Source organism: Roseovarius ramblicola (assembly GCF_042430665.1).
GTDB classification, from domain to species: Bacteria; Pseudomonadota; Alphaproteobacteria; order Rhodobacterales; family Rhodobacteraceae; genus Roseovarius; species Roseovarius ramblicola.
Map to the genome: position 1 here is coordinate 22,082 of NZ_JBHMEC010000010.1, position 20,273 is coordinate 42,354.

Annotated in this window: 17 protein-coding genes; 7 read left to right on the top strand and 10 right to left on the bottom strand. The window is 67.8% G+C overall.

The genetic code is table 11. From position 1 onward, the window contains the following. The first annotated feature begins 35 nt into the window (after nt 1-35). The 3 genes from ACFFU4_RS06480 (at nt 36) to ACFFU4_RS06490 (ending at nt 7,231) form a co-directional block, all read left to right on the top strand. Complete coding sequence (locus ACFFU4_RS06480; protein ID WP_377068274.1) at nt 36-1,802, top strand: autotransporter assembly complex protein TamA; 1,767 nt, start codon at nt 36-38, stop codon at nt 1,800-1,802. Then, nucleotides 1,802-5,533 (top strand): translocation/assembly module TamB domain-containing protein, encoded by a 3,732-nt coding sequence (locus ACFFU4_RS06485; RefSeq protein WP_377068276.1) that lies wholly within the window; start codon nt 1,802-1,804, stop codon nt 5,531-5,533. The genes ACFFU4_RS06480 and ACFFU4_RS06485 overlap by 1 nt, the downstream gene beginning before the upstream one ends. Before the next feature lie 108 nt (nt 5,534-5,641). After that, the gene (locus ACFFU4_RS06490) at nt 5,642-7,231 is read left to right on the top strand and encodes an FMN-binding glutamate synthase family protein (protein ID WP_377068278.1); all 1,590 of its coding nucleotides are present in this window, start codon (nt 5,642-5,644) and stop codon (nt 7,229-7,231) included. A 108-nt stretch (nt 7,232-7,339) separates the two neighbouring features. On the opposite strand, the gene ACFFU4_RS06495 is transcribed toward ACFFU4_RS06490, so the two are convergent. The 6 genes from ACFFU4_RS06495 to ACFFU4_RS06520 all read right to left on the bottom strand — a co-directional run bounded on the left by ACFFU4_RS06495 (nt 7,340) and on the right by ACFFU4_RS06520 (nt 13,784). Beyond that, on the bottom strand, nt 7,340-8,578 hold the full coding sequence (locus tag ACFFU4_RS06495; RefSeq protein ID WP_377068280.1) for a glycosyltransferase family 4 protein: 1,239 nt from the start codon (nt 8,576-8,578) through the stop codon (nt 7,340-7,342). Nucleotides 8,579-8,842: 264 nt separating this feature from the next. Then, nucleotides 8,843-9,763: a DMT family transporter gene (locus ACFFU4_RS06500; protein WP_377068282.1), complete on the bottom strand. Its 921-nt coding sequence runs from the start codon at nt 9,761-9,763 to the stop codon at nt 8,843-8,845. A 98-nt stretch (nt 9,764-9,861) separates the two neighbouring features. Next, the gene (locus ACFFU4_RS06505; protein ID WP_377068284.1) at nt 9,862-10,788 is read right to left on the bottom strand and encodes a pirin family protein; all 927 of its coding nucleotides are present in this window, start codon (nt 10,786-10,788) and stop codon (nt 9,862-9,864) included. Between the two features lie 86 nt (nt 10,789-10,874). After that, nucleotides 10,875-11,468 (bottom strand): LysE/ArgO family amino acid transporter, encoded by a 594-nt coding sequence (locus ACFFU4_RS06510; RefSeq protein ID WP_377068286.1) that lies wholly within the window; start codon nt 11,466-11,468, stop codon nt 10,875-10,877. 131 nt (nt 11,469-11,599) lie between these two features. Beyond that, a complete protein-coding gene (gene tig / locus ACFFU4_RS06515; protein WP_377068288.1) occupies nt 11,600-12,931 on the bottom strand; it encodes a trigger factor in 1,332 nt (443 codons plus the stop codon). Nucleotides 12,932-13,037: 106 nt separating this feature from the next. Then, nucleotides 13,038-13,784 (bottom strand): glutathione S-transferase family protein, encoded by a 747-nt coding sequence (locus ACFFU4_RS06520; protein WP_377068290.1) that lies wholly within the window; start codon nt 13,782-13,784, stop codon nt 13,038-13,040. A 315-nt stretch (nt 13,785-14,099) separates the two neighbouring features. On the opposite strand from ACFFU4_RS06520, the gene ACFFU4_RS06525 reads away from it, so the two are divergent. Next, nucleotides 14,100-14,576, top strand: coding sequence for a GNAT family N-acetyltransferase (locus tag ACFFU4_RS06525; protein ID WP_377068292.1), 477 nt, complete (start codon nt 14,100-14,102; stop codon nt 14,574-14,576). Between the two features lie 120 nt (nt 14,577-14,696). Here ACFFU4_RS06525 and rpsI read toward each other — a convergent pair whose 3' ends face one another. The 3 genes from rpsI to ACFFU4_RS06540 form a co-directional block, all read right to left on the bottom strand. After that, nucleotides 14,697-15,188 carry a 30S ribosomal protein S9 gene (gene rpsI / locus ACFFU4_RS06530; RefSeq protein ID WP_377068294.1) on the bottom strand — a complete coding sequence of 164 codons (492 nt, stop codon included), beginning with the start codon at nt 15,186-15,188 and terminating at the stop codon, nt 14,697-14,699. After that, nucleotides 15,188-15,652, bottom strand: a complete 465-nt coding sequence (gene rplM / locus ACFFU4_RS06535; RefSeq protein ID WP_129433510.1) for a 50S ribosomal protein L13 — start codon at nt 15,650-15,652, stop codon at nt 15,188-15,190. Before rplM ends, rpsI begins: the two co-directional genes overlap by 1 nt. Before the next feature lie 167 nt (nt 15,653-15,819). Further along, complete coding sequence (locus ACFFU4_RS06540; RefSeq protein ID WP_377068297.1) at nt 15,820-17,184, bottom strand: aminotransferase-like domain-containing protein; 1,365 nt, start codon at nt 17,182-17,184, stop codon at nt 15,820-15,822. 119 nt (nt 17,185-17,303) lie between these two features. Between ACFFU4_RS06540 and ACFFU4_RS06545 the strand changes: the two genes are divergently transcribed. The 3 genes from ACFFU4_RS06545 to speE all read left to right on the top strand — a co-directional run bounded on the left by ACFFU4_RS06545 (nt 17,304) and on the right by speE (nt 19,106). Beyond that, nucleotides 17,304-17,510: a DUF1127 domain-containing protein gene (locus ACFFU4_RS06545; RefSeq protein WP_377068299.1), complete on the top strand. Its 207-nt coding sequence runs from the start codon at nt 17,304-17,306 to the stop codon at nt 17,508-17,510. 226 nt (nt 17,511-17,736) lie between these two features. Then, a complete protein-coding gene (speD, locus tag ACFFU4_RS06550) occupies nt 17,737-18,264 on the top strand; it encodes an adenosylmethionine decarboxylase (protein WP_377068301.1) in 528 nt (175 codons plus the stop codon). Next, entirely contained in the window at nt 18,261-19,106 is an 846-nt protein-coding gene (speE, locus tag ACFFU4_RS06555) for a polyamine aminopropyltransferase (RefSeq protein WP_377068303.1), read from the top strand. The genes speD and speE overlap by 4 nt, the downstream gene beginning before the upstream one ends. 92 nt (nt 19,107-19,198) lie before the next feature. On the opposite strand, the gene ACFFU4_RS06560 is transcribed toward speE, so the two are convergent. Continuing rightward, on the bottom strand, nt 19,199-20,173 hold the full coding sequence (locus ACFFU4_RS06560; RefSeq protein ID WP_377068471.1) for a KpsF/GutQ family sugar-phosphate isomerase: 975 nt from the start codon (nt 20,171-20,173) through the stop codon (nt 19,199-19,201). Between the last annotated feature and the right edge of the window lie 100 nt (nt 20,174-20,273).

Genomic DNA, 20,273 nt, shown 5'->3' on the forward strand with positions numbered 1-20,273 from the left:
AGAAATTTCCGGCCCGATTCTTGGTATGTATTCTGATGCTGGCCTGGCTCGCGCCCCTTCCCGTGCGCGCAGCGGAGGTCCGTCTATCGGCGCCGCGGGCCCCCGAGGCATTCACCGAACGGCTGCGCGCCGCCTCGCTCTCGGTGAGCACCGCCGGCCAGGCGGACAGCACCGTGCAGGACCTGCTCGCCGCCGCCCGCGCCGATTACGCGCGCCTTGTCGGCGTGCTCTATGCCGAGGGGTTTTACGGCGGCAAAGTCTCGGTCCGCATCGACGGGCGTGAGGCCGCCGACATCCCGCCGCTTTCGGCCCCCGACGCGATCGACCGGATCGCCATCGAAGTGGTGCGCGGGGCTGCGTTCCGCTTCGGCGACGCCGAGGTAACGCCGCTCGCACCGGGCACCGGGCTGCCGGGCAAGTTCCTGCCGGGCGCGCTGGCGAGGGCGGGGCTCGTCCGCGAGGCCACGCAGACCGGGATCGAGGGCTGGCGCGCGGCGGGCCATGCCAAGGCGCGCGTCGCCGCCGAGGATATCGTGGCCAACCACCCGCGCGCCCTGCTCGATGCGCGCATCACGCTCGACCCCGGTCCGCGCCTGCGCTTCGGCGACCTGCGCCTGATCGAGGGCGATCGTCCCAGCCGCGTGCGGGCCGCACGCATCAGCGAGATCGCGGGCCTGCCCACGGGCCGCGTCTATTCGCCCGAGGAGGTGGAGGACGCCGCAAACCGCCTGCGCCGCAGCGGCGCGTTCCGCTCGGTGCGGCTGACCGAGGCGGAGGTGCCCGCGGCCGACGGCACACTCGACATCGAGGCGCAGGTGAGCGATGCCAAGCGGCGCCGCGTCGGCGCGGGCGCGGAGCTTGCCTCGCTCGAGGGGGTGACGCTGTCGGGGTTCTGGCTGCACCGCAATCTGCTGGGCGGGGCCGAACGGCTGCGCATCGACGCGATGATCGGCGGCATCGGCGGCCAGTCAGGGGGCGAGGATGTCCGCCTCGGCGCACGGCTCGACCGGCCCGCCACCTTTACACCGGACACGGGGGCCTTTCTGCTTGCCGATATCGAGGACCGCAACGAGCCCGATTACAGCGAGCGAAAGGCCGAGATCGGCGGCGGGCTCACCCATGTCTTCTCCGACACGCTGACTGCCGAGGCGGGTATCACGTACCGCTATTCCGAGATTGACGATGACCTTGGAAAGCGCAAGTTGCAACACCTGCTGCTGCCCCTGCGTGCCACATGGGACCGGCGCGACGACCCGCTCAACCCGCGCGAGGGGCGGTATCTCGAGGTCGCGCTCACGCCGTTCGCGGGGCTCGATCAGGGCGGCGGCGGCGCGCGGCTCTATGCCGACCTGCGCGACTATCTCACCCTTGGCGGCAGCGACCGCCTTACCCTTGCCGGGCGCGCTCAGATCGGCTCGGTCGCGGGGGCGAACCGCGAGGACGTGCCCGCCGACATGCTGTTCTATTCGGGCGGTGCGGGCACCGTGCGCGGCCAGGATTATCAAACACTGGGCGTCGATCTGGGCCCGGGTATCACCGTTGGCGGGCGGTCGTTCATGGGGGTCTCGGGCGAGGTGCGGGCAATGATCAACGACAACGTGCAGGCCGTGGCGTTTGCCGATGGCGGGTACATCGGAAAAGAGGCGCTCGGCGTCGGCACCGGCGAATGGCACGGTGGCGCGGGGCTGGGCGCGCGCTATTTCACCGCCGTGGGGCCGATCCGCGTCGATCTCGCCACCCCGCTCGATAGCGGTGCCGGCAAGGAATTCGAGATCTATATCGGAATAGGGCAGGCCTTTTGATGCGGTATCTTGCGATCATCAGCGCGTGTGTCGCGCTTCTTGCGCCGCCCGCGACGGCGCAGGACGAGGATGGCGGCGGGTTCCTCGAACGCACGCTGGAAGACAGCCTGTCGGGGGCCGGGCGCGAGGTGACGATCATCGGCTTTGCGGGTGCGTTGTCGTCGCAGGCCACGCTCGAGGAGATGACCATCGCCGACGCCGACGGCGTCTGGCTGCGGCTGACGGGCGTCACGCTCGACTGGACACGCTCGGCGCTGCTGCGCGGGCGCATCGAGGTGAACCGGCTGGCGGCAGACGAGATATCGCTGCTGCGCCCGCCCATGCCCGCGCCCGGCCTCAGCCCCGAGATGGCAGAGGCGCAGCCCTTCGCCCTGCCGGAATTGCCCGTCTCGGTGCGCATCGACGCGCTGGAAGCCGAGACCATCGTTCTCGGCGCGCCGGTGCTGGGCGAGGAGGTGCGGATGACGCTCGAAGGCGCGCTGACGCTGGGCGGCGGCGCGGGCGAGGCGCGGCTGGTGGCCGAACGGCGCGACGGGGCGCGCGGCACGGTCAATCTCGATGCCGCGTTCGACAACGAGAGCCGGGTTCTGGCGCTCGATCTCGCGTTCGACGAGGGGCCAGGCGGCATCGCCGCCACGCTGCTCGACCTGCCGGACCGCCCGGCGGTGACCCTGACCATCGCGGGCGAGGCCCCGCTCGATGCCTATGCCGCCGATCTGCGGCTGGCGACCGGCGGGGTGGAGCGGGTGACAGGCCGGGTGACACTGGACGGCGACACCGAGGGGGCGACGCGGTTCGAGGCAACGCTCGGCGGCGACCTCACGCCGCTCATGGCCGAGGCGTTCCGGCCCTTCTTCGGAGCACAGAGCACTGTCTCCCTCGCGGGCGCGCGGGCGGGTGATGGCGCGCTCGAAATCGAGCGACTGAGCCTCTCGGCGGCGCAACTGGCGCTCGACGGCACGCTCGCGCTCGATGCCGCGGGCTGGCCCGTGCGGTTCGATCTGACCGGCGAGATCGGCGGCGGCAGCGATGTGCGCCTGCCGGTGGCCGGGCCGCCGGTGACGCTGCGGCAGGCCACTCTCACCGCCCGCTACGACGCGGCGGCGGGCGACCGCTGGCGCACGCGCGCGACGGTGGAGGGGCTGGCGCAGCCGGGTGTCTCCGTTGCCCGGGCCACCCTGTCGGCGCGCGGGCAGCTGAGACGCGTTGCCCCGCGCGGGGTGAGCGCGCTGGCGGAATTCGCTCTCGACGGTCTGGAAATCGCCGACGCGGGCCTCGCCGAGGCGGCAGGGCGCGCGGTCTCCGGCCATGCAAGCCTCGACTGGCGCGAGGGCAAGCCGCTGGAGGTGCGCGGGTTGCGGATGACCGCCGGGGCGGCGGTACTGGCAGCGAGTGGCCGGATCGCGGCGCTGGCCGAGGGACTGCCGGTGGAGGGTACCGCGCGGGTCGACGCGCCCGACCTCGCGCGCTTTGCCGCGCTGGCGGGGCGCGACGATCTGGCCGGCGCGGCAGAGGCCACGCTCAGCGGCTCGGGCAGCCTGCTGGGCGGCGATTTCGACGTGACGCTCGACGCGGAAACGGAGGCGCTGGCGGTCGGGATCGCGCAAGCCGACCCGCTGCTCGCACCGCCGGGCACGCTGTCGCTCAGGGCGCGGCGTGACACCGACGGCACTGTGCTGGAGCGGCTGCGCATCGCCAACAGCGCGGTCGAGGCCACCGCCTCGGGCCGGCTCGACGGGCAGAGCGGCGCGCTGGATGTGACCGCGGCGATCGCCGATCTGGGACTGGCCGACCGACGTCTCGACGGCCCGGCGCGCCTTGGGGGCGGGGTCGGCTGGCAGGCGGGCGGCGCGGTCACGCTCGACGGGGTCGAGGTGACGGCGATGGGGGCCGAGGCCACGGCCACGGGCCGCTTCGAGCCCGGGGCCGGGGATCTGCCGATGGCGGGGCGGTTGCGCCTGCACGCCGAGGATCTGTCGCGCTTTGCCGCGCTCGCGGGGCGGCCGCTGAAGGGCCGGATCGCCACCACGCTGGAGGCCGAGGGCACCGTGCAGGCAGGGCGGCTGGCGGTCACGGTCGACGCCGAGGGGCGCGACCTTGCCACCGGGATCGTTGATCTCGACCGGCTCCTTGCCGGGCGGCTGGACATGCGCGCCAAGGCGCGGCGCACGCCCGAGCGGATCGAGATCGAGGATGTTTCCCTCAGCACACCGCAACTGGACCTGACGGCGCGCGATGACGGCGCGGGCGGGCCGGTGCGCGTGGCGGCGCGGCTGGCCGACCTGGGCCTGTTCCTGCCCGAGTTTCCCGGCGCGGCCACGGCGGAGGGCACGGTCACGCTGCACGGCCCCGAGGCCCGGCGCATCGCGCTGGCGCTGGATGCCACCGGGCCGGGCGGAACCACGGCGCGCGTCACCGGCGATGTGCTCGATCACGGCGCGCGGATCGACCTCGCGGCCACGGGGCGGCTGCCGCTGGCGCTCGCCAACGGCGCGATCCGGCCCAATGCGCTGTCGGGCAGCGCCACGTTCGACCTGCGCGCCGACGGGCCACCGGGGCTGTCGGCGCTGTCGGGCACGGTCGGGACGCAGGACGCGCAAGTGTCGGTGCCCGATGCCGGGCTGGCCTTCGACGACCTGAGCGGGACCGCGCGGCTGGGCGCGGGCCGGGTGGAAACAGAGTTTGCCGCGCGGCTTCGGGACGGCGGCAGGCTGCGCGTATCCGGCCCCGTCTCGCTCGATCCCGGTTTTGATGCCGACCTGTCGATCACACTCGACAGCGCGGTGCTGACCGACCGGCTGGTCTACACCACCACGGCGGACGGTACAGTCACGGTGCGCGGCGCGCTTGCAGGCGGGGCGCGCATCGGCGGCGGGATCGAGCTGGAGCAGACCGAGATCCGCATCCCCTCGGGGCTTGGCCCCGAGACCGCCGCGCTGCCGGGGCTGCGCCATGTGGGCGAGCCCGCCGCGTCGCGCGTCACGCGGGCGCGGGCGGAGCTGATCGTCAGTGAACCGACGCAAAAGGCACGCGCGCGGCCCTACCCTCTCGACCTCACTATCCGCGCGCCCGCCCGCATCTTCGTGCGCGGGCGCGGGCTCGATGCGGAGCTTGGCGGGCGGCTGCGCATCGGCGGCACGTCCGCCGCGGTGGCCCCCGACGGGTTTTTCGAACTGCGCCGGGGCCGGCTCGACATCCTCGGCAAGCGGCTGGAGCTGACCGAGGGGCGCGTGACCATGCAGGGCTCGCTCGACCCGTGGCTGCGCTTCGTGGCCGAGACGGTGATCGAGGACGTGGAGGTTCAGGTCATCGTCGAAGGGCTGGCGAGCGCGCCGGAGGTGCGCTTTTCCTCCGCGCCCGACCTGCCGCAGGAAGAGATCGTCGCGCGGCTCATCTTCGGCCGCGGGCTCGACAATATCTCGCCCATTCAGGCGGCGCAGCTCGCCTCGGCGGTGGCCAAGCTCTCGGGCGGCGGTGCCGGCCTCGTGGAGCGGCTGCGCAGCGGCTTCGGGCTGAGCGATCTCGACGTGACACAAACCGCCGAGGGCGACACCGAGGTAAGCGCCGGTGCCTATATCTCGGACAAGATCTATACCGAGATCACCGCCGACAGTACCGGACGCCAGAAGATCAACCTCAACCTCGACGTCACCCGCAACCTCACTGCCAAGGGCAGCGCGTCGAGCGATGGCAATACCGGGATCGGCATCTTCTTCGAAAAGGATTACTGACGCCGCCCCGTTCCCGTTACCTGCCCGTTTTGCGGGCAGAAATGACTCGCCTTCCTGCGCGGCAATCTGCAACAGTGCCGCCATACGCCATAACCGTGGGAGGGGCACGTGCGTTACATTCCGCTCATCATCAGCCTTGCGCTCATCCCTCTCGGGTTCATGCTTGCGATCCTGCAGCCGTTCTGGGGCGGGATGCTCGCCGGGGTTGCCGGGATCGTCGCACTGATCGGGCTCTACGATTTCTTCCAGACCCGCAGCGCGGTACTCAAGAATTATCCCGTCTCGGCGCGGCTGCGTTTTATCTTTGAGCATTTCCGCCCCGAAATCAGACAGTATTTCCTTGAAAGCGACCACGAGGAAACGCCCTATTCCCGCGAGCAGCGCGCGCTCGTCTATCGCCGCGCCAAGGGAATCGAGGGGCTGCGCCCCTTCGGCACCCTGCGCAACGTCAACGAGATCGGGCACGAATGGATCAACCATTCCATGGCCCCCACCCATCTCGACAGTCACGATTTCCGCCTGCGCATCGGTGGCCCGGATTGCACGCAGCCCTATGACAGTTCACCGCTCAATATCTCGGGTATGTCCTACGGCGCGCTGTCGCCCAATGCCATCGAGTCGCTGAATTGGGGGGCCAGGATCGGCGGCTTCGCCCATACCACCGGCGAAGGCTCGATCTCGCGGTTTCACCGAAAGCACGGCGGCGACCTGATCTGGCAGGTCGGCTCGGGCTATTTCGGCTGCCGCACGCCGGAGGGGGCGTTCGATCCGGACCGCTTCGCCGAGACCGCCACCGACGATCAGGTCAGGATGGTCGAGATCAAGCTCAGCCAGGGCGCCAAGCCCGGCCATGGCGGTATCCTGCCCGGTGCCAAGGTGACCGAGGCCATCGCCGAAGCGCGCGGCGTGGCCGTGGGCGAGGACTGCATCAGCCCGCCGGGCCACTCGGAGTTCACCACCCCCGAGGAGCTCTGCGCGTTCATCGCCCGGCTGCGCGCTCTCTCGGGTGGCAAACCCGTCGGCATCAAGCTCTGTGTCGGCCACCCGTGGGAGTTTTTCGCTATGGCCAAGGCATTCCACGGCACCGGCATCACACCCGATTTCATCACCATAGACGGGGCCGAGGGCGGCACCGGGGCCGCGCCCGCCGAATTCGCCGACCACAAGGGGGCCCCCATCCGCGAGGGGCTGATGCTGGTGCACAACACGCTGGTGGGCATGGGGCTGCGCGACCGCATCCGGCTCATCGTTTCGGGCAAGCTGATCAGCGCGTTCGACATGTGCCGGATGTTCGCGCTCGGCGCGGATGGCTGCAACATCGCGCGCGGGTTCATGTTCGCGGTGGGGTGCATCCAGGCACAGGTGTGCCATTCGGGCAAGTGCCCTACGGGTGTCACCACGCAGGACCCGGGCCGCTACCGCGCGCTGGTGGTGGCGGACAAGTATCAGCGTGTCGCCAATTTTCACCGCAACACGATGATCGCCCTCAAGGAGGCGGTGGAATCCTCGGGGCTGGCCGCCCCGCAGGACTTCACCCCGCATCACCTGATGATCCGCGTCAGCAGCCGCGAGGTGCGCTCGGCCGCCAGCCAGTACCTGTGGCTGGAGCCGGGCGAGCTGCTGTCGGGCGAGGTGAGCCACCCGGCCTTTGCCAAGTACTGGGATCACGCACGGCCCGACAGATTCGCCTTTGCCTGAGCCATACCCGGCACCACGGCAGGGGTCATGCCAAGGTCGATCATGGAGGGAACGCGGTGGACAATCCTCGGCGGCGTACCGCCTTGAATCATCCGCTCCCGCACCACGTCACGGGGCGCCCCCATTCATCGACGCCACCCGCGAAAAGTAATCGCGCACCGCAGCCTGACGCTCCTCATGTTTGAACGGGCGAGCGGCGCGTATCGCGGCTTCGCTGCACTTGTGATAATATCCGGCATCTCCAAGCAGATTCCCGATGGCATCCACCCACGGCTCGACCTCTTCGGGCCGACACAAGGCGAGACGATCTCGCGCCAGTGTCTCGGGCGGGGAAAAATGGAGGCCACCGCCGTTGAGTTGCTCTACCGTCCCGCCGACGTCATTGGCGATGACCGGGATTCCGCAGAGTTGGGCCTCGGCGATCACGCGGGCGGAGGCCTCAAACCACAGTGACGGCACCAACAGGATGGCCGTTCGGTTGAAAACCGGCTTCATGTCCCGTTGCTCGGGCAGCCACCAGATATTTGACAGCGTCTCGATACCATTCAGGTGCTGGGAAAGGCTCTTGCGCGTTCCACGGCTTTCGAGGCAGAGAAATCTCGCATCTGGCAAGCGGGAGCGGCAGAGATTCGCGATCTGGATGAATTGTATCCCGCCCTTGGCAAAGCTCGGGTTGATCATGGTGACGAGCCCAAGCCTGCGCCGCGCCTCGATAAAATCCGGTGTCAGTGTCTCCGGACGCGAAAAATCGGGCACCAGGTCGCGGATCACGTCACAATCCCAGCTGTGAAGCTCACGATAGTAATCGGCCAGCGCCCGACTTGGACAAACGATCTTGTCCACGTGCTCCAAAAGATCGGGGCTGTCCCCATAAGACGCATTTGCGAGATAGAATACCCTTGCGGAACCCAACTCGCCCGCCAGCTTGCGCAAGGGGACCAGAAGGCCGCTCCCGTAACCGAACACGATGTCGGGCCTGACCCGGCGCAGGTCGTCCGCCGCCAGTTCCAGGAACGTCTCGGACATCCCGGGGGCCAACCTTGTCGCGCTCGAGGTTCCGGCGCTCACAATATTGTGCTCGATCCCGTCGAGGGTAAAGCGGATGCGGGCACCGACATGGTCCCGCGGGTCGATATCCAGTCCGAACTCAGCCTTCATATCGGTTTCTGCCTCGCCATCGAACAAGGACAACGAGACGGAATGGCAGGTGTAGCCAGCACCGGTCAGGGTATGCATCCAGCTCAATGCGGACAGGGCCGCTCCGCTGTTACGGTCCAAAACACACATATCGGACAAAAACATGACTGTTTTGGCCGATGACGCGCTCTCGACGTCAGGTATTGCCATTGCACCCGCCTTTGCTCTCGAAAACCTTGCCAGACATTCATCCGGGAGTCCGCAGGCGGCCCGATGCCTGACGTCAACGTTGCCGGGTTTTACAGCAAGATCAAGGCGTCTGCTCTCCGGGCCACGTCTGCGGTCGTCTGACCGCCCGAAAAATTTCTTGGGCCGACAGCCGCGCGCTTCCAAACAGAGCCGGAGTTTCGACAAGCCGTCCACGAGCCGTCACGATCAACCCCCGCGTTCGCACATGCCACACCGCCGCCACGCTCACACCTTCGTCGCCGACACCGGCGGCGTCACCCGCCGCCTGAGCACCGCCTCGCGCCACGAGATGAAGCTCACCGACGCGACGATCACCGTGCCGCCCAGCACCACGAACGGGTCCACCCCCTCGCCGAACACCACCGCGCCGAGGATCACCGCCCAGACCAGTTGCAGGAAGGTCACCGGCTGCGTCACCGTCAGCGGCGCAGCGCGGAACGCCAGCGTCATGGTGTAATGCCCGCCCGTGGCGAGGCAGGCCACGCAGAACAGCACCGCCAGTTCCCACAAGGTGGGCGGCACCCAGACCGCCCACGCGAGCGGCGCGAGCCCCAGCGTCACGATGATCGACAGCATCGACACCACCACCCCCGCGCTCACGCGGCCCGAGATCATCTTGGCGGTCAGGTAGGAGCCGCCGAAGAAGACGGCGGTGAACAGCATCGCCAGATGCCCCGCCCCCACCTCGCGAAAGCCGGGGCGCAGGATGATCAGCGCGCCGCAGAGCGCCACCACCACCGCCATCACCCGTCGCACCGCCAGCCGCTCGCCGAGAAACAGCGCCGCCCCCAGCGTGACGTAGATCGGCGAGAGGTAATTCATCGCGGTGACGTCCGCGATCGGAATGCGCGCCATGGCGTAGAACCACAGCGCCACCCCCGCGGTGTGAAACGCGCCGCGCACGCCGATCAGGCCCCATGTCCCCCGGTCGAGCCGCAAATCGCGCAGCGTCGCCAGCATCGGCAGCAGGAAGAGCAACCCCATCGCGTAGCGCAGGAACGCCGCCTGCGGGGCGGGAACGCGGGTGCCAAGCACCTTCACCAGCGCCGTGACCCCCACGAAGAGGAGCCCCGTCACCACCATCCAGAACACGCCCCAACCGGGGCGCGCGGCAGCCTCCGCCGAAAGTCCCTCATTCGCGCTCATGGGCGGCATTAACTCACGCCTTGCACGAACTGTCGAGCGCGCGCAGGGCGGTTTGCCATGCGCTCAGTGCAAGGCCGGGGCTTCACCAGGCGCATGGCTCAGGGCAGCGGGATGAACTCGTCCTCGTCCCCCGGCGGAAGGCGAAAGCGCGCCCGGTCGCCCGCCGCCCAATCCGCCTTGGCCGCCTCGATCCGTTCGCGGGATGAGGCCACGAAATTCCACCAGATATAGCGCGGACCCTCCAGCGTCTCGCCGCCCAGCACGATGATCCGGGCGCCCGGCGCGCCCGCGCGCAGGGACATCCGGTCGCCGGGGCGAAACACCATCATTCGCCCGGCCCCGAACACCTGCCCCGCGACCTCGACCGCACCCGCGACCACGTAGATGCCGCGATCCTCGTGGTCGTCGGGCAACGGCAGCGCCGCCCCCGGATCGAGCCGCGCATCGGCATATACCATCCCGGAGAAGGTGTGCACCGGCGCGCGCGCGCCCCAGCCCCGCCCCATGATGAGGCGGACCTTTGCGCCCGCGTCCTCCAGCACCGGCAGCGCGTCTGCCCCGTGATGCTCGAAACTGGCGGCGCGCTCTTCCTCGGCCTCGGGCAGGGCCACCCATGTCTGGATGCCGAAAAGGCGGCTCTCGCCGCGGCGGGTGGCCTCGGACGTGCGCTCGGAATGGGTGACGCCCCGGCCCGCCACCATCCAGTTGACCGCGCCGGGGTGAATCATCTGGTCGGTCCCGAGGCTGTCGCGATGCTGAAACTCGCCCTCGAACAGGTAGGTCACCGTGCCGAGGCCGATATGCGGGTGCGGGCGCACGTCGATCCCCTGCCCGGTGAGGAATTCTGCCGGGCCCATCTGATCGAAGAAGATGAAGGGGCCGACCATCTGCCGCCGCGGCGCAGGCAGCGCGCGGCGCACCTCGAATCCGCCGATATCGCGGGCGCGCGGCACGATCACCGTCTCGATGGCGTCCATCTCATCGGCCGCGGGGCACTTAGGTTCCAGCCCGGGGTTCCAGCTCATCGCATGTCCTCCGTGTTGACCGGGCAATGCTAGCATATCCGCGCCTGAGCGCGCAGGTCGGTCCCTGCACAGCGCCTGTGCACCCCTCAGCCCAGCAGCAGCCGCGCCGCGATCGCCCACATCACCGCCCCTACCAGGGCATCGAGCACCCGCCAGCTCAGGGGGCGGCGAAAGAACGGGGCGAGCAGGCGCGCGCCAAATCCCAGCGCGAAGAAGAACACGAAGCTCGCACAGACGGCACCCGCGCCGAAAGCCAGCCGGTTCTCGTATTGCGCCGAGACCGACCCCAGCAGCACCACCGTATCGAGATAGACATGCGGATTGAGCCATGTCAGCGCAAGGCAGGTGAGCACCGCGCGTGCGAGGCTGCCCGCGCCGTGGCCCGCCTCGAGCACCTCGCCGCCGCGCCAGGCGGCGAGAAAGGCGCGCGCGCCATAGACCAGCAGGAAGGCCGCGCCGCCATAGCGCATCACCCGCTCCAGCCCCGGCACCGCCTCGGCCAGCGCACCGAACCCCGCCACTCCGGCGGCCACCAGCACCGCGTCGGACCAGGCACAGACCAGCACCACCGGCAGCACATGCTCGCGCCGCAGCCCCTGCCGCAGCACGAAGGCATTCTGCGCCCCGATCGCGAGGATCAGAGAAAACCCGAGCGCAAAGCCCGCCACCGCTGCCTGCATCTGACCTCCTGCGGGATGCCCGTCACCACCCGGAAGACACGGAGGCCCCGGGGGTGCAAGCCAAAGCCCGGCCCCCCACTCCCGGCGCCGTTCGCTGATGTGTCCGTCAGATCAAGCCTGAAGCCGCCATGCTACTCGTCGTTCATATCCTCGATCGACTTTTCGAGCTCTTCCCTCGTCACGTCCTTGTCGGTGACCTCGGCAAGCTCGACCACGTAGTCAATCACCTTGTCCTCGAAGATCGGCGCGCGCATCTGCTGACGCATCTGCGGGTTGTTCTGCACGAACTCGAAGAATTCCCGCTCCTGCCCGGGATACTGCCGCGCCTGGTTCATCACCGCCTGCGTCATCTCGGCATCGGTCACCTCGACCTCGGCCTTCTGACCCAGCTCGGCCAGCAAGAGCCCCAGCCGCACGCGCCGCTCGGCCAGCTTGATGTGCTCCTCCGAGGGCTCGATCTCGGGGTGGTCGTGGCCCTCGTGATCGGGGTTCTCTTCGTGCCATAGCTGGTGCGCGATCTGCTTGGCCTCGCTCTCGACCATCGTCGGAGGCAGGTCAAAGCTCACCTTCTCGTCGAGCGCGTCCAGCACATTTCGCTTGAGGATCGCGCGCGCCGCCCCGGCATATTCCTGCTCGAGCCGCTCGCCGATCTGCTGTTTGAGACCGTCGAGATCCTCGGCCCCGTATTTCTGCGCCAGGTCATCGTCGATCGCCGCGGGAACGGGTTCCTTCACGGCCTTCACCGTGCAGTCGAACACCGCTTCCTTGCCGGCGAGATGCTCGGCCTGGTATTCTTCCGGGAACGTCACGGTAACGGCCTTTTCCTCGCCCACCTTGACGCCGACGAGCTGCTCCTCGAAACCGGGGATGAAACTGCCGGAGCCGAGCGTGAGCGGGTAATCCTCGGCCGCGCCGCCCTCGAACGGCTCTCCATCGACCTTGCCGACAAAATCGACAACCACCTGGTCGCCATCCTTGGCCTTGGTGCCCTTCCGGCGGTCCTTGAAGTCCTGCGCGCTTTCGGCGAGGTTCTTCAGCGCATCCTCCACGGCTGCGTCATCGGCCTTGACGACCATCCGCTCGAGCTTGAGCGCGCCGAGATCGATTTCGGGGATCTCCGGCAGCGCCTCGTAGGTCATCTCGACCTCGACGTCGTCGCCCTCTTTCCATTCCTGGTTTGCCATCTTCACGTCCGGCTCGAAGGCCGGGCGTTCGCCCTTTTCCTCGAAATGCGCCTTCATCGCGTCATCGACGCTTTCCTGCATCGCCTCGCCCAGCACGCGCTGGCCGAACTGCTTCTTCAGCAGCGGCAGCGGCACCTTGCCCTTGCGGAAGCCTTTGAGCTCGATCTCGGGTTGCGCTTCCTTGAGCTTGGCGGTGACCTTGTCGTCCAGATCCTGCGCCGTCAGCACCATCCGGTAGCCGCGCTTGAGACCTTCGTTGAGGGTTTCGGTGACCTGCATGTTCGTCCTTTCCTATGCATCGGGCCGCGGAGGCGTCCGCGGCGGTCAAGATCGCGGTCCTTCTATGGGCGGGCACCGTCACACGCAAGAAGAAACCGGGCGTGGATCAGCCCGGCAGGCCGGGCTTGACCGCGGTTCCCTTGGCCAGCGAGGTGCGGCGCGTCATCGGGATCATGTGACCGGCCCGGCGCATCGCCCCCACCTCCATGATCATGCCGCTCACCGCGCGGGCCTGCGGTCGTTGCTGCAGCCGCTCGAACCAGGCGCGCGTGCGCGGGAAGCGCGCCCATTCGTCGGACGGGATGATCGCGCCGGCCTCGTGCGAGACGAATTCGTGAAACGCCAGCAGGTCGGCGAAGCTGATCTCGTCGCCGCACAGATGGCTGCGGGCCTCCAGCCACGTCTCCAGGATCGGCATCGACTCCGCCAGCATGTAGCGCCCCATGGCGATTTCGGCGGAATAGTCGCGCGGGCCCCAGATGCACTCGGCGAAGCGGGTGTAGAAGAACGCCCCGGCCCCGCGCCGCAGCATGGTGGAATGAAAATGGCTGTATTGCTGGATGCGCGCCCGCTGCCGCATGTCGCGGCCCAGCCAGTTACCCGGCAGCTCGAACCGCTCGGCGAGGTAAGAGCCGATGGCGGCGCTTTCCCACAGGGTGAAATCGCCATCGACGAGGATCGGCACCTGCCCGGTGGGGTTGTAGGTGGTCTTGAACTCCTCGGTCTCGTTCTCGCCATCCATCAGGTTGACGATCACCTCCTCGAACGGCACGCCCGTCTCCAGCATGAGCTGATGCACCGCCCGGCAGGGCTGCGACGTGGGGTGATGCAGGAACGTCACTGTATCGGTCATGGCCTCTCCTCCCTCCCGGCCCTCCGCACGGGGCCGCGCCTCGGGGGCGGAGTATGCACCGGCATCACGGTGAGTGAACCTGAATCGCACCTGTTGACGGAGCCGTGAACGGCCCCCCTGACCCGTCCCGGAGGCCAGATCATTGCGTTTCGCGGTGCATGCTCGGGCGACAGCCCTCGTGCCTACGAAACCCTGTCGAACAGGGGCTTCCGAAAAACCTTCGGGGGTGGTGTATGTTGGAGGTCGGTTCGGTGGACATTCCTGCCGTTGCTAGAGCCCGCTACAAGGACGACAGCACCAGTAAGAGAGGAAGATATGGGCGATCGTGTAGATATCAGGCCCTTGGTCGTTGGGGATTATCGTGCTGTTGGTCGCATCTTCTTCTGCGCGGTCCATGAAGGCACAAGAGGAGCCTACAACGACGAACAGCGGCTCGCGTGGGGCGGAGAGACGATTGATCTTGATCGCTGGAAAGAACGACTGGAGGCCCTCAACGGATTTGTCGCGGAGATGGATGGCGAGCCGGTCGGCTTCTTCACTATCGACCCAACGGGCTACATTGAACTCTCCTTCGTTCTGCCATCAGCAACCGGGCTAGGCGTGGGGCGAGCGCTCCTGCGTGAAGCAGAACGGTGGGCCAAAGACCGTGGCGCAAAGCGACTTACGACCGAGGCCAGTCTGGTTGCCCGCCCCTTCTTTCTGAAGAATGGTTGGCACGTTGTGAAGGAGGAGCGGGTCGGGCGGAGGGGCGTGACGCTGGCGCGCTGCAAGATGCACAAGGCGCTCGGCTGAGGCGTTTACCGCGCGCAGCCAAGATTGCGCTCCGAACCTCAGGAGCCCTCGTCCGCACCACGAAATGCAAAGGGCCGCCCCTGGGGGCGACCCTTCCATTGATCTGGCAGTTGCCGACGATCAGCGCTTGGAGAACTGGAAGCTCTTGCGCGCCTTGGCCTTGCCGTATTTCTTGCGCTCGACCACGCGGCTGTCGCGGGTGAGGAACCCGGCGGCCTTGAGCGCGCCGCGCAGGGACGGATCGTAAAGCTGGAGCGCCTTGGACACGCCGTGCTTGACGGCGCCCGCCTGTCCCGACAGGCCGCCGCCCTTGACCGTCGCCATCACGTCGAACTGGTCCTCGGTGCCCGACACGGTGAACGGCTGCTTGAGGATCATCTGGAGCACGGGGCGCGCGAAATAGACGTTGATCGGCTTGCCGTTCACGACAACCTTGCCCGAGCCGGGCTTGATCCAGACGCGGGCCACCGCGTCCTTGCGCTTACCCGTGGCGTAGGAGCGGCCGAGCGCGTCGCGCACCGGCTCGCGCGGCGCCTCAACGGCCTCGGCGGGCGCGGTCACCTCGCCTGCGACGGCGTCGAGACCTTCGAGGGATTTGATTTCTTCAGCCATCAGTAAGCCACCCGCGTATTCTTGGAGTTCATGTTCTTGACGTCCAGAACCTCGGGGTTCTGGGCTTCATGGGGATGCTCGGTGCCGGCATAGACGCGCAGATGGGTCATCTGACGACGGCTCAGCCGGTTGCCGGGCAGCATCCGCTTGACAGCCTGCATCACCACGCGCTCGGGATACTTGCCCTCGAGGATTTCGCCGGTGGTGCGGCTCTTGATCCCGCCGGGGTGGCCGGTGTGCCAGTAATTGGGCTTGTTGCGCTTGTTGCCGGTAAGCTGCACCTTGTCGGCATTGATGACGATCACGTTGTCACCCATGTCCATGTGCGGGGTAAAGCTCGGCTTGTGCTTGCCGCGCAGGCGCATGGCGATGATCGAGGCGAGGCGGCCCAGAACGACGCCCTCGGCGTCGATCACGATCCAGCTCTTTTCGATATCTGCCGGTTTTGCGGAAAACGTCTTCATTTCGGGCAGAACCTTGCTGTTATTCCAGAGATGTCCGGGCCCCGGGCATGGCCGGGCCGGTCGATGGGCGGGTTATACGCCGGTTTCGCGCCACGTCAATGGGCCTTGTGATCAATTAAATCAGTTAGTTCAATGGGTTACAAATAAGGTATCATAATACCCCTCGCTCAAACCGACATTTCCTCCTGCGGATTGTCCAACAGCCTGCGCACCGTATCGACCGCGCGCTCGAAACATCCCTCGGGGATCCTGCCGTCAACGGCAAGGCGCACGCTATGTGGCGCGCGCGCATCGCGGGCCACGAACTCCTCGGAGGATTTAAGCAGCACGCCCTGCGCCTGTGCCGCCCTCACGAACCGGCTGGCCCGCCAGCCAAGGGGCAGAGAAATCCACAAGAGCGGGATATCCTCGTGCCAGGTGACATCATGGCCGCCCAGATGGTTCACCGCCTGCCGCACGCGTTGCCCCATGGTTCGACGCGAGGCGGCCAGAACAGCCTCGTATCGTTTGTCTGTCAGCACATGATACGCCAGTTCGGTCAGCGGCCGCGCCAGGCCGAAACACCCATAGGCAACCGATCGCGCCAGTTCCGGCGCGCTGCCCTCGGGGCCGATCGCCCAGCCGACCCGCAGGCCCGGTCCGAACGATTTCGACATGGACGACACGTACCAGCCCAAATCAGGCAGCAGCGCACGATAGCTTTCGGCGCTGGGCCTGCTCAACCGGTAGCAGTCGTCGTCCAGCACATGCAGCCCATACCGTCGCGCCACCGTGGCGATCTCGCGCCGGCGTTCACGGCTCGTGCAGCGGAGCGTCGGGTTGTTTACCTCTGCCGATGTCACGAAAATCTGCGCACCCTCGTCTCGCGCCGCCGCCTCGATCTCGCTCACCAGCGGCCCTTCCTCGTCGCACGCGATGTTGATCACCCGCGCCCGGCACAGGCTGGCGGCGCGGCGAAACCCCGGATAGGCCGCCGCCTCGATCAGAACCACCGGGTCAGAGCCCTTCAACACGGTCTGCAACACCGCGAGCATCGCGCTCTGCCCGCCATGCGCCATCACGATATCATCGGCATCGAAGTTCCCGATCGGCAGGTCGGCAATCCCGGCGTGCAGCGCCTTGCGCAGCGCCCCGTCATTGCCGCGCCCGGGATAATCCAGCAAGGCGCTCATATCGCCGCCTTCGGCCATCCGGTGCAAAGCATCGCGCAGCAACGCCCCCTGACCACCATCGGGCAGCACCGGTGTGCGCAACGACAGGGTTTCAGGCCACTGTGGCGGCTCGGGTGCCGGCCCGGCCCCGGCAACGAAGGTTCCGCGCCCCACGCCCGCCTCCAGCAGCCCCTCGTCGATCAACAGCGAATAGGATCGTGCGACGGTGCCGGGGGTCACGCCGCAACGATAGGCCAGTTCGCGCACCGGCGGCAGCCTATCCCCCGCCGTAAGCGAGCCGTCCACGACCGCCTTGCGCAACGCATCGGCCAGGGCCTTGTACTTCGATCGCCCGGCATTCGCCAGGTTGGGAGAGAACATTGTATCCATTACAATCCTTTTATGGACGACTCAATTTCATGATTGTATCCACATAATTACCAGTAATTACCATTGTGTCAATACAATATGAGGTTCCCATGACACGCACACAGCAACAAATGGCCCCGCATCCGCTCCTCGCCGCGGCGTATCCGACACCTCTCGTCGCGCGCCTGGCCATCGCCTTTGCCGTGCTGGTCATCACCTGGGACATGAACCGCCGAACCCGCGCGCAGCTTGCCAGGCTTGACGCACATCTTCTGCATGACATCGGCCTTGAAACTCACACGGCGCGCGCGGAAGCCGCCCGCCCGTTCTGGCGCTGAACCGGGCAAGATCGGCCTGGGCGGCGTCCCCGCCCTGGCCGGCTCACCCGCACCCCGGTGCCGGTGCCGGAATTCTTGCCCTTGCGTCACGAAACCCCTTGCGCGACTCAGGCCCTGCCCCTATCTGCGCTCTCACTTGATCGGGACCGATCCCAACTTCGGATGTCTTCCGGGGGGGCGCTAAGGGACCGACTGGATTCAATCTGCTGGTAAGAAGGGGAGCGCCATGAAAGACGCCAACCTCTTCCAACTGGGGATCGGTCTGGAGACAGGCGCCCAAGAGGAAGACACCGCCCGCGGGATCACCCCCGCGAACGATTACACTACCATTCTGCCCCGCGACGTGCTGGACGAGGACCGCGAGGATCACTTTATCCGGCGCGACGGCACTGTGTTTGCGGGAACGCATCTCATCATCGAGGTGGTGAACGGCCACGGGCTCGATGACGAGGCCCGCATCGGGCAGGCGTTCCGCGACTGCGTGGACACCTGTGGCGCGACGCTGCTGCATATCCACACCCACAAGTTCAGCCCGCAGGGCGTGTCGGGCGTGGCGGTGCTGGCCGAAAGCCATATCTCGGTCCACACTTGGCCCGAAATCGGCTATGGCGCGTTCGACGTGTTCATGTGCGGCGAGGCCCGGCCGTGGCTGGCCGTGGATGTCTTGAAATCGGCATTCGGCACCGCCGATGTCCGCGTGCGCGAACTCAAGCGTGGCGAGGGCCTCGTGAGCGAGGCCGGTGTCGCGGCATGAGCGACTGGACCCGCGAGAGGCTGCATCCCGACTACGCGCAATCGCTGCGCGTGGACGAGATGCTCTATGACAGCAAGACCGACCATCAGCGGCTGAAGGTGTTCGAAAACGGCACCTTCGGCCGCGTGCTGACGCTCGACGACGTGGTGCAGACCACCGAGGGCGACAATTTCATCTATCACGAGATGCTGACCCATGTGCCGATCCTCGCCCACGGCGCCGCGCGGCGCGTGCTGATCATCGGTGGCGGCGATGGCGGCATGGCGCGCGAGGTGCTGCGGCACGACAGCGTCACCCATGTCACGATGGTCGAGATCGACGCCGGCGTGGTGGAGTTCTCGAAGGAATACCTGCCGATGCTGAGCGCTGGCGCCTTCGACGACCCGAGGCTGGAGCTGGTGATCGCCGACGGTGCCGAGTTCATCCGCCGGACGGCGGGCGGCTATGACGTCATCATCGTCGATTCGACCGACCCGATCGGCCCCGGCGAGGTGCTCTTTACCGACACGTTCTATGGCCATGCCAAACGCGCCCTGACCACGGACGGTATCCTTGTCACGCAGAACGGCGTGCCGTTCATGCAAGGGGGCGAGCTGACGAATACCATGGGGGCGTTTCGCGCGCTGTTCTCGGACGCCACCTGCTACCTCGCCACCATCCCCACCTATGCGGGCGGGCCGATGGCGTTCGGCTGGGGCACAGACGGCCCCGCGCGCGCCACGCCGCCCGACGTGCTTCAGGGACGGTTCGATGCCTCGGGCATCGCCACCGATTACTACACCCCCGAGGTGCACAAGGCGGCCTTTGCCCTGCCCGGTTACGTCAAGCGCCTGATCCCCTGAGCGGCGTCACCGCCCGGCGTTGAGCTTGCGGCGATAGCACGACTGCACGGGGCCAGGCCTCGAGGGGCAGCGTCAGGCCAGCGCCGCACGCCTCAGGCCACCCCCGCGCGCAAACAGTCGTGGATATGCACGAGGCCACGCAGCCGCCCATCCTCGCCGACCACCAGCAGCGCGCCGATCTTGTGGCGGTTCATCACCCCCAGCGCCTCGGACAGCAGCATGTCGGGGCGGGCGACGCGCGGATCGGGGGTGGCGACCGCCCCGGCGCTCTGGTCCATCAGCCCATCGAGGTTGCGCCGCAGATCGCCATCGGTGATGACCCCGCGCAGCCGGTCGCCCTCCTCGATCACCGCCGCCACGCCAAAGCCCTTGGCGCTCATCTCCACCAGCGTCTCACCCATGCCGGTGCCGGGGCCGACCACCGGCAGCGCCGCGCCCACATGCATCACGTCCGCGACCCGCAGGAACTGCGCCCCAAGCTTGCCGCCGGGGTGAAACACGTGGAACGCCTCCGGCGAGAAGCCGCGCGCCTCCATCAGCGCGACGGCGATCGCATCCCCCAGCGCCAGCGCGCAGGTGGTCGAGGTGGTGGGGGCCATGCCGATCGCGCAGGCCTCGGGCGCGTCGGGCAGGATCAGTGCCACGTCGGCCTGCCGCGCCAGCGTGCTGCCCGCCACCCGCGTCACCGCGATCATCGGGATGCCGAAGCGGCGGGTATATTGCACGAGGTCCGATAATTCCCGCGTTTCGCCGGAATTGGACAGCAGGATACAGACATCGCCCGCCGCCACCATGCCCAGATCGCCGTGGCTCGCCTCGCCGGGATGCAGGAACAGCGCGGGCGTGCCGGTCGAGGCCAGCGTCGCCGCGATCTTGCGCGCCACATGGCCCGATTTGCCCATGCCCGAGACCACCACCCGGCCCGGCGCGTCGAGCACCAGCCGCACCGCGCGCGCCAGGCCCTCGGGGGGCTCCTCGGCCATCGCCGCCAGTGCCGCCGCCTCCATGCCCAGCACCCGCGCGGCGACGCCGCGCACCGCCTCGCGGCTCAGGGCCGGGCCCGGCATCCCGTCCCGGACATCATCGGATACGCCCATCGGCCTGCTCTCCCCTTGGCTGCACGCCCCGCCATAGCGGCAGGCCGCGCCGGGGGCAAGACCGGCCGGG

Coding starts and splice junctions, on each gene's coding strand:
- speE (WP_377068303.1), top strand. CDS start 18,261: ATGAGCGACTGGACCCGCGAGAGGCTGCATCCCGACTACGCGCAATCG.
- ACFFU4_RS06510 (WP_377068286.1), bottom strand. CDS start 11,468: ATGCAGGCAGCGGTGGCGGGCTTTGCGCTCGGGTTTTCTCTGATCCTC.
- speD (WP_377068301.1), top strand. CDS start 17,737: ATGAAAGACGCCAACCTCTTCCAACTGGGGATCGGTCTGGAGACAGGC.
- ACFFU4_RS06495 (WP_377068280.1), bottom strand. CDS start 8,578: ATGGCAATACCTGACGTCGAGAGCGCGTCATCGGCCAAAACAGTCATG.
- ACFFU4_RS06545 (WP_377068299.1), top strand. CDS start 17,304: ATGGCCCCGCATCCGCTCCTCGCCGCGGCGTATCCGACACCTCTCGTC.
- tig (WP_377068288.1), bottom strand. CDS start 12,931: ATGCAGGTCACCGAAACCCTCAACGAAGGTCTCAAGCGCGGCTACCGG.
- ACFFU4_RS06525 (WP_377068292.1), top strand. CDS start 14,100: ATGGGCGATCGTGTAGATATCAGGCCCTTGGTCGTTGGGGATTATCGT.
- ACFFU4_RS06505 (WP_377068284.1), bottom strand. CDS start 10,788: ATGAGCTGGAACCCCGGGCTGGAACCTAAGTGCCCCGCGGCCGATGAG.
- rplM (WP_129433510.1), bottom strand. CDS start 15,652: ATGAAGACGTTTTCCGCAAAACCGGCAGATATCGAAAAGAGCTGGATC.
- ACFFU4_RS06485 (WP_377068276.1), top strand. CDS start 1,802: ATGCGGTATCTTGCGATCATCAGCGCGTGTGTCGCGCTTCTTGCGCCG.
- ACFFU4_RS06560 (WP_377068471.1), bottom strand. CDS start 20,173: ATGCCGGGCCCGGCCCTGAGCCGCGAGGCGGTGCGCGGCGTCGCCGCG.
- ACFFU4_RS06500 (WP_377068282.1), bottom strand. CDS start 9,763: ATGAGCGCGAATGAGGGACTTTCGGCGGAGGCTGCCGCGCGCCCCGGT.
- ACFFU4_RS06540 (WP_377068297.1), bottom strand. CDS start 17,184: ATGTTCTCTCCCAACCTGGCGAATGCCGGGCGATCGAAGTACAAGGCC.
- ACFFU4_RS06480 (WP_377068274.1), top strand. CDS start 36: ATGCTGGCCTGGCTCGCGCCCCTTCCCGTGCGCGCAGCGGAGGTCCGT.
- ACFFU4_RS06520 (WP_377068290.1), bottom strand. CDS start 13,784: ATGACCGATACAGTGACGTTCCTGCATCACCCCACGTCGCAGCCCTGC.
- rpsI (WP_377068294.1), bottom strand. CDS start 15,188: ATGGCTGAAGAAATCAAATCCCTCGAAGGTCTCGACGCCGTCGCAGGC.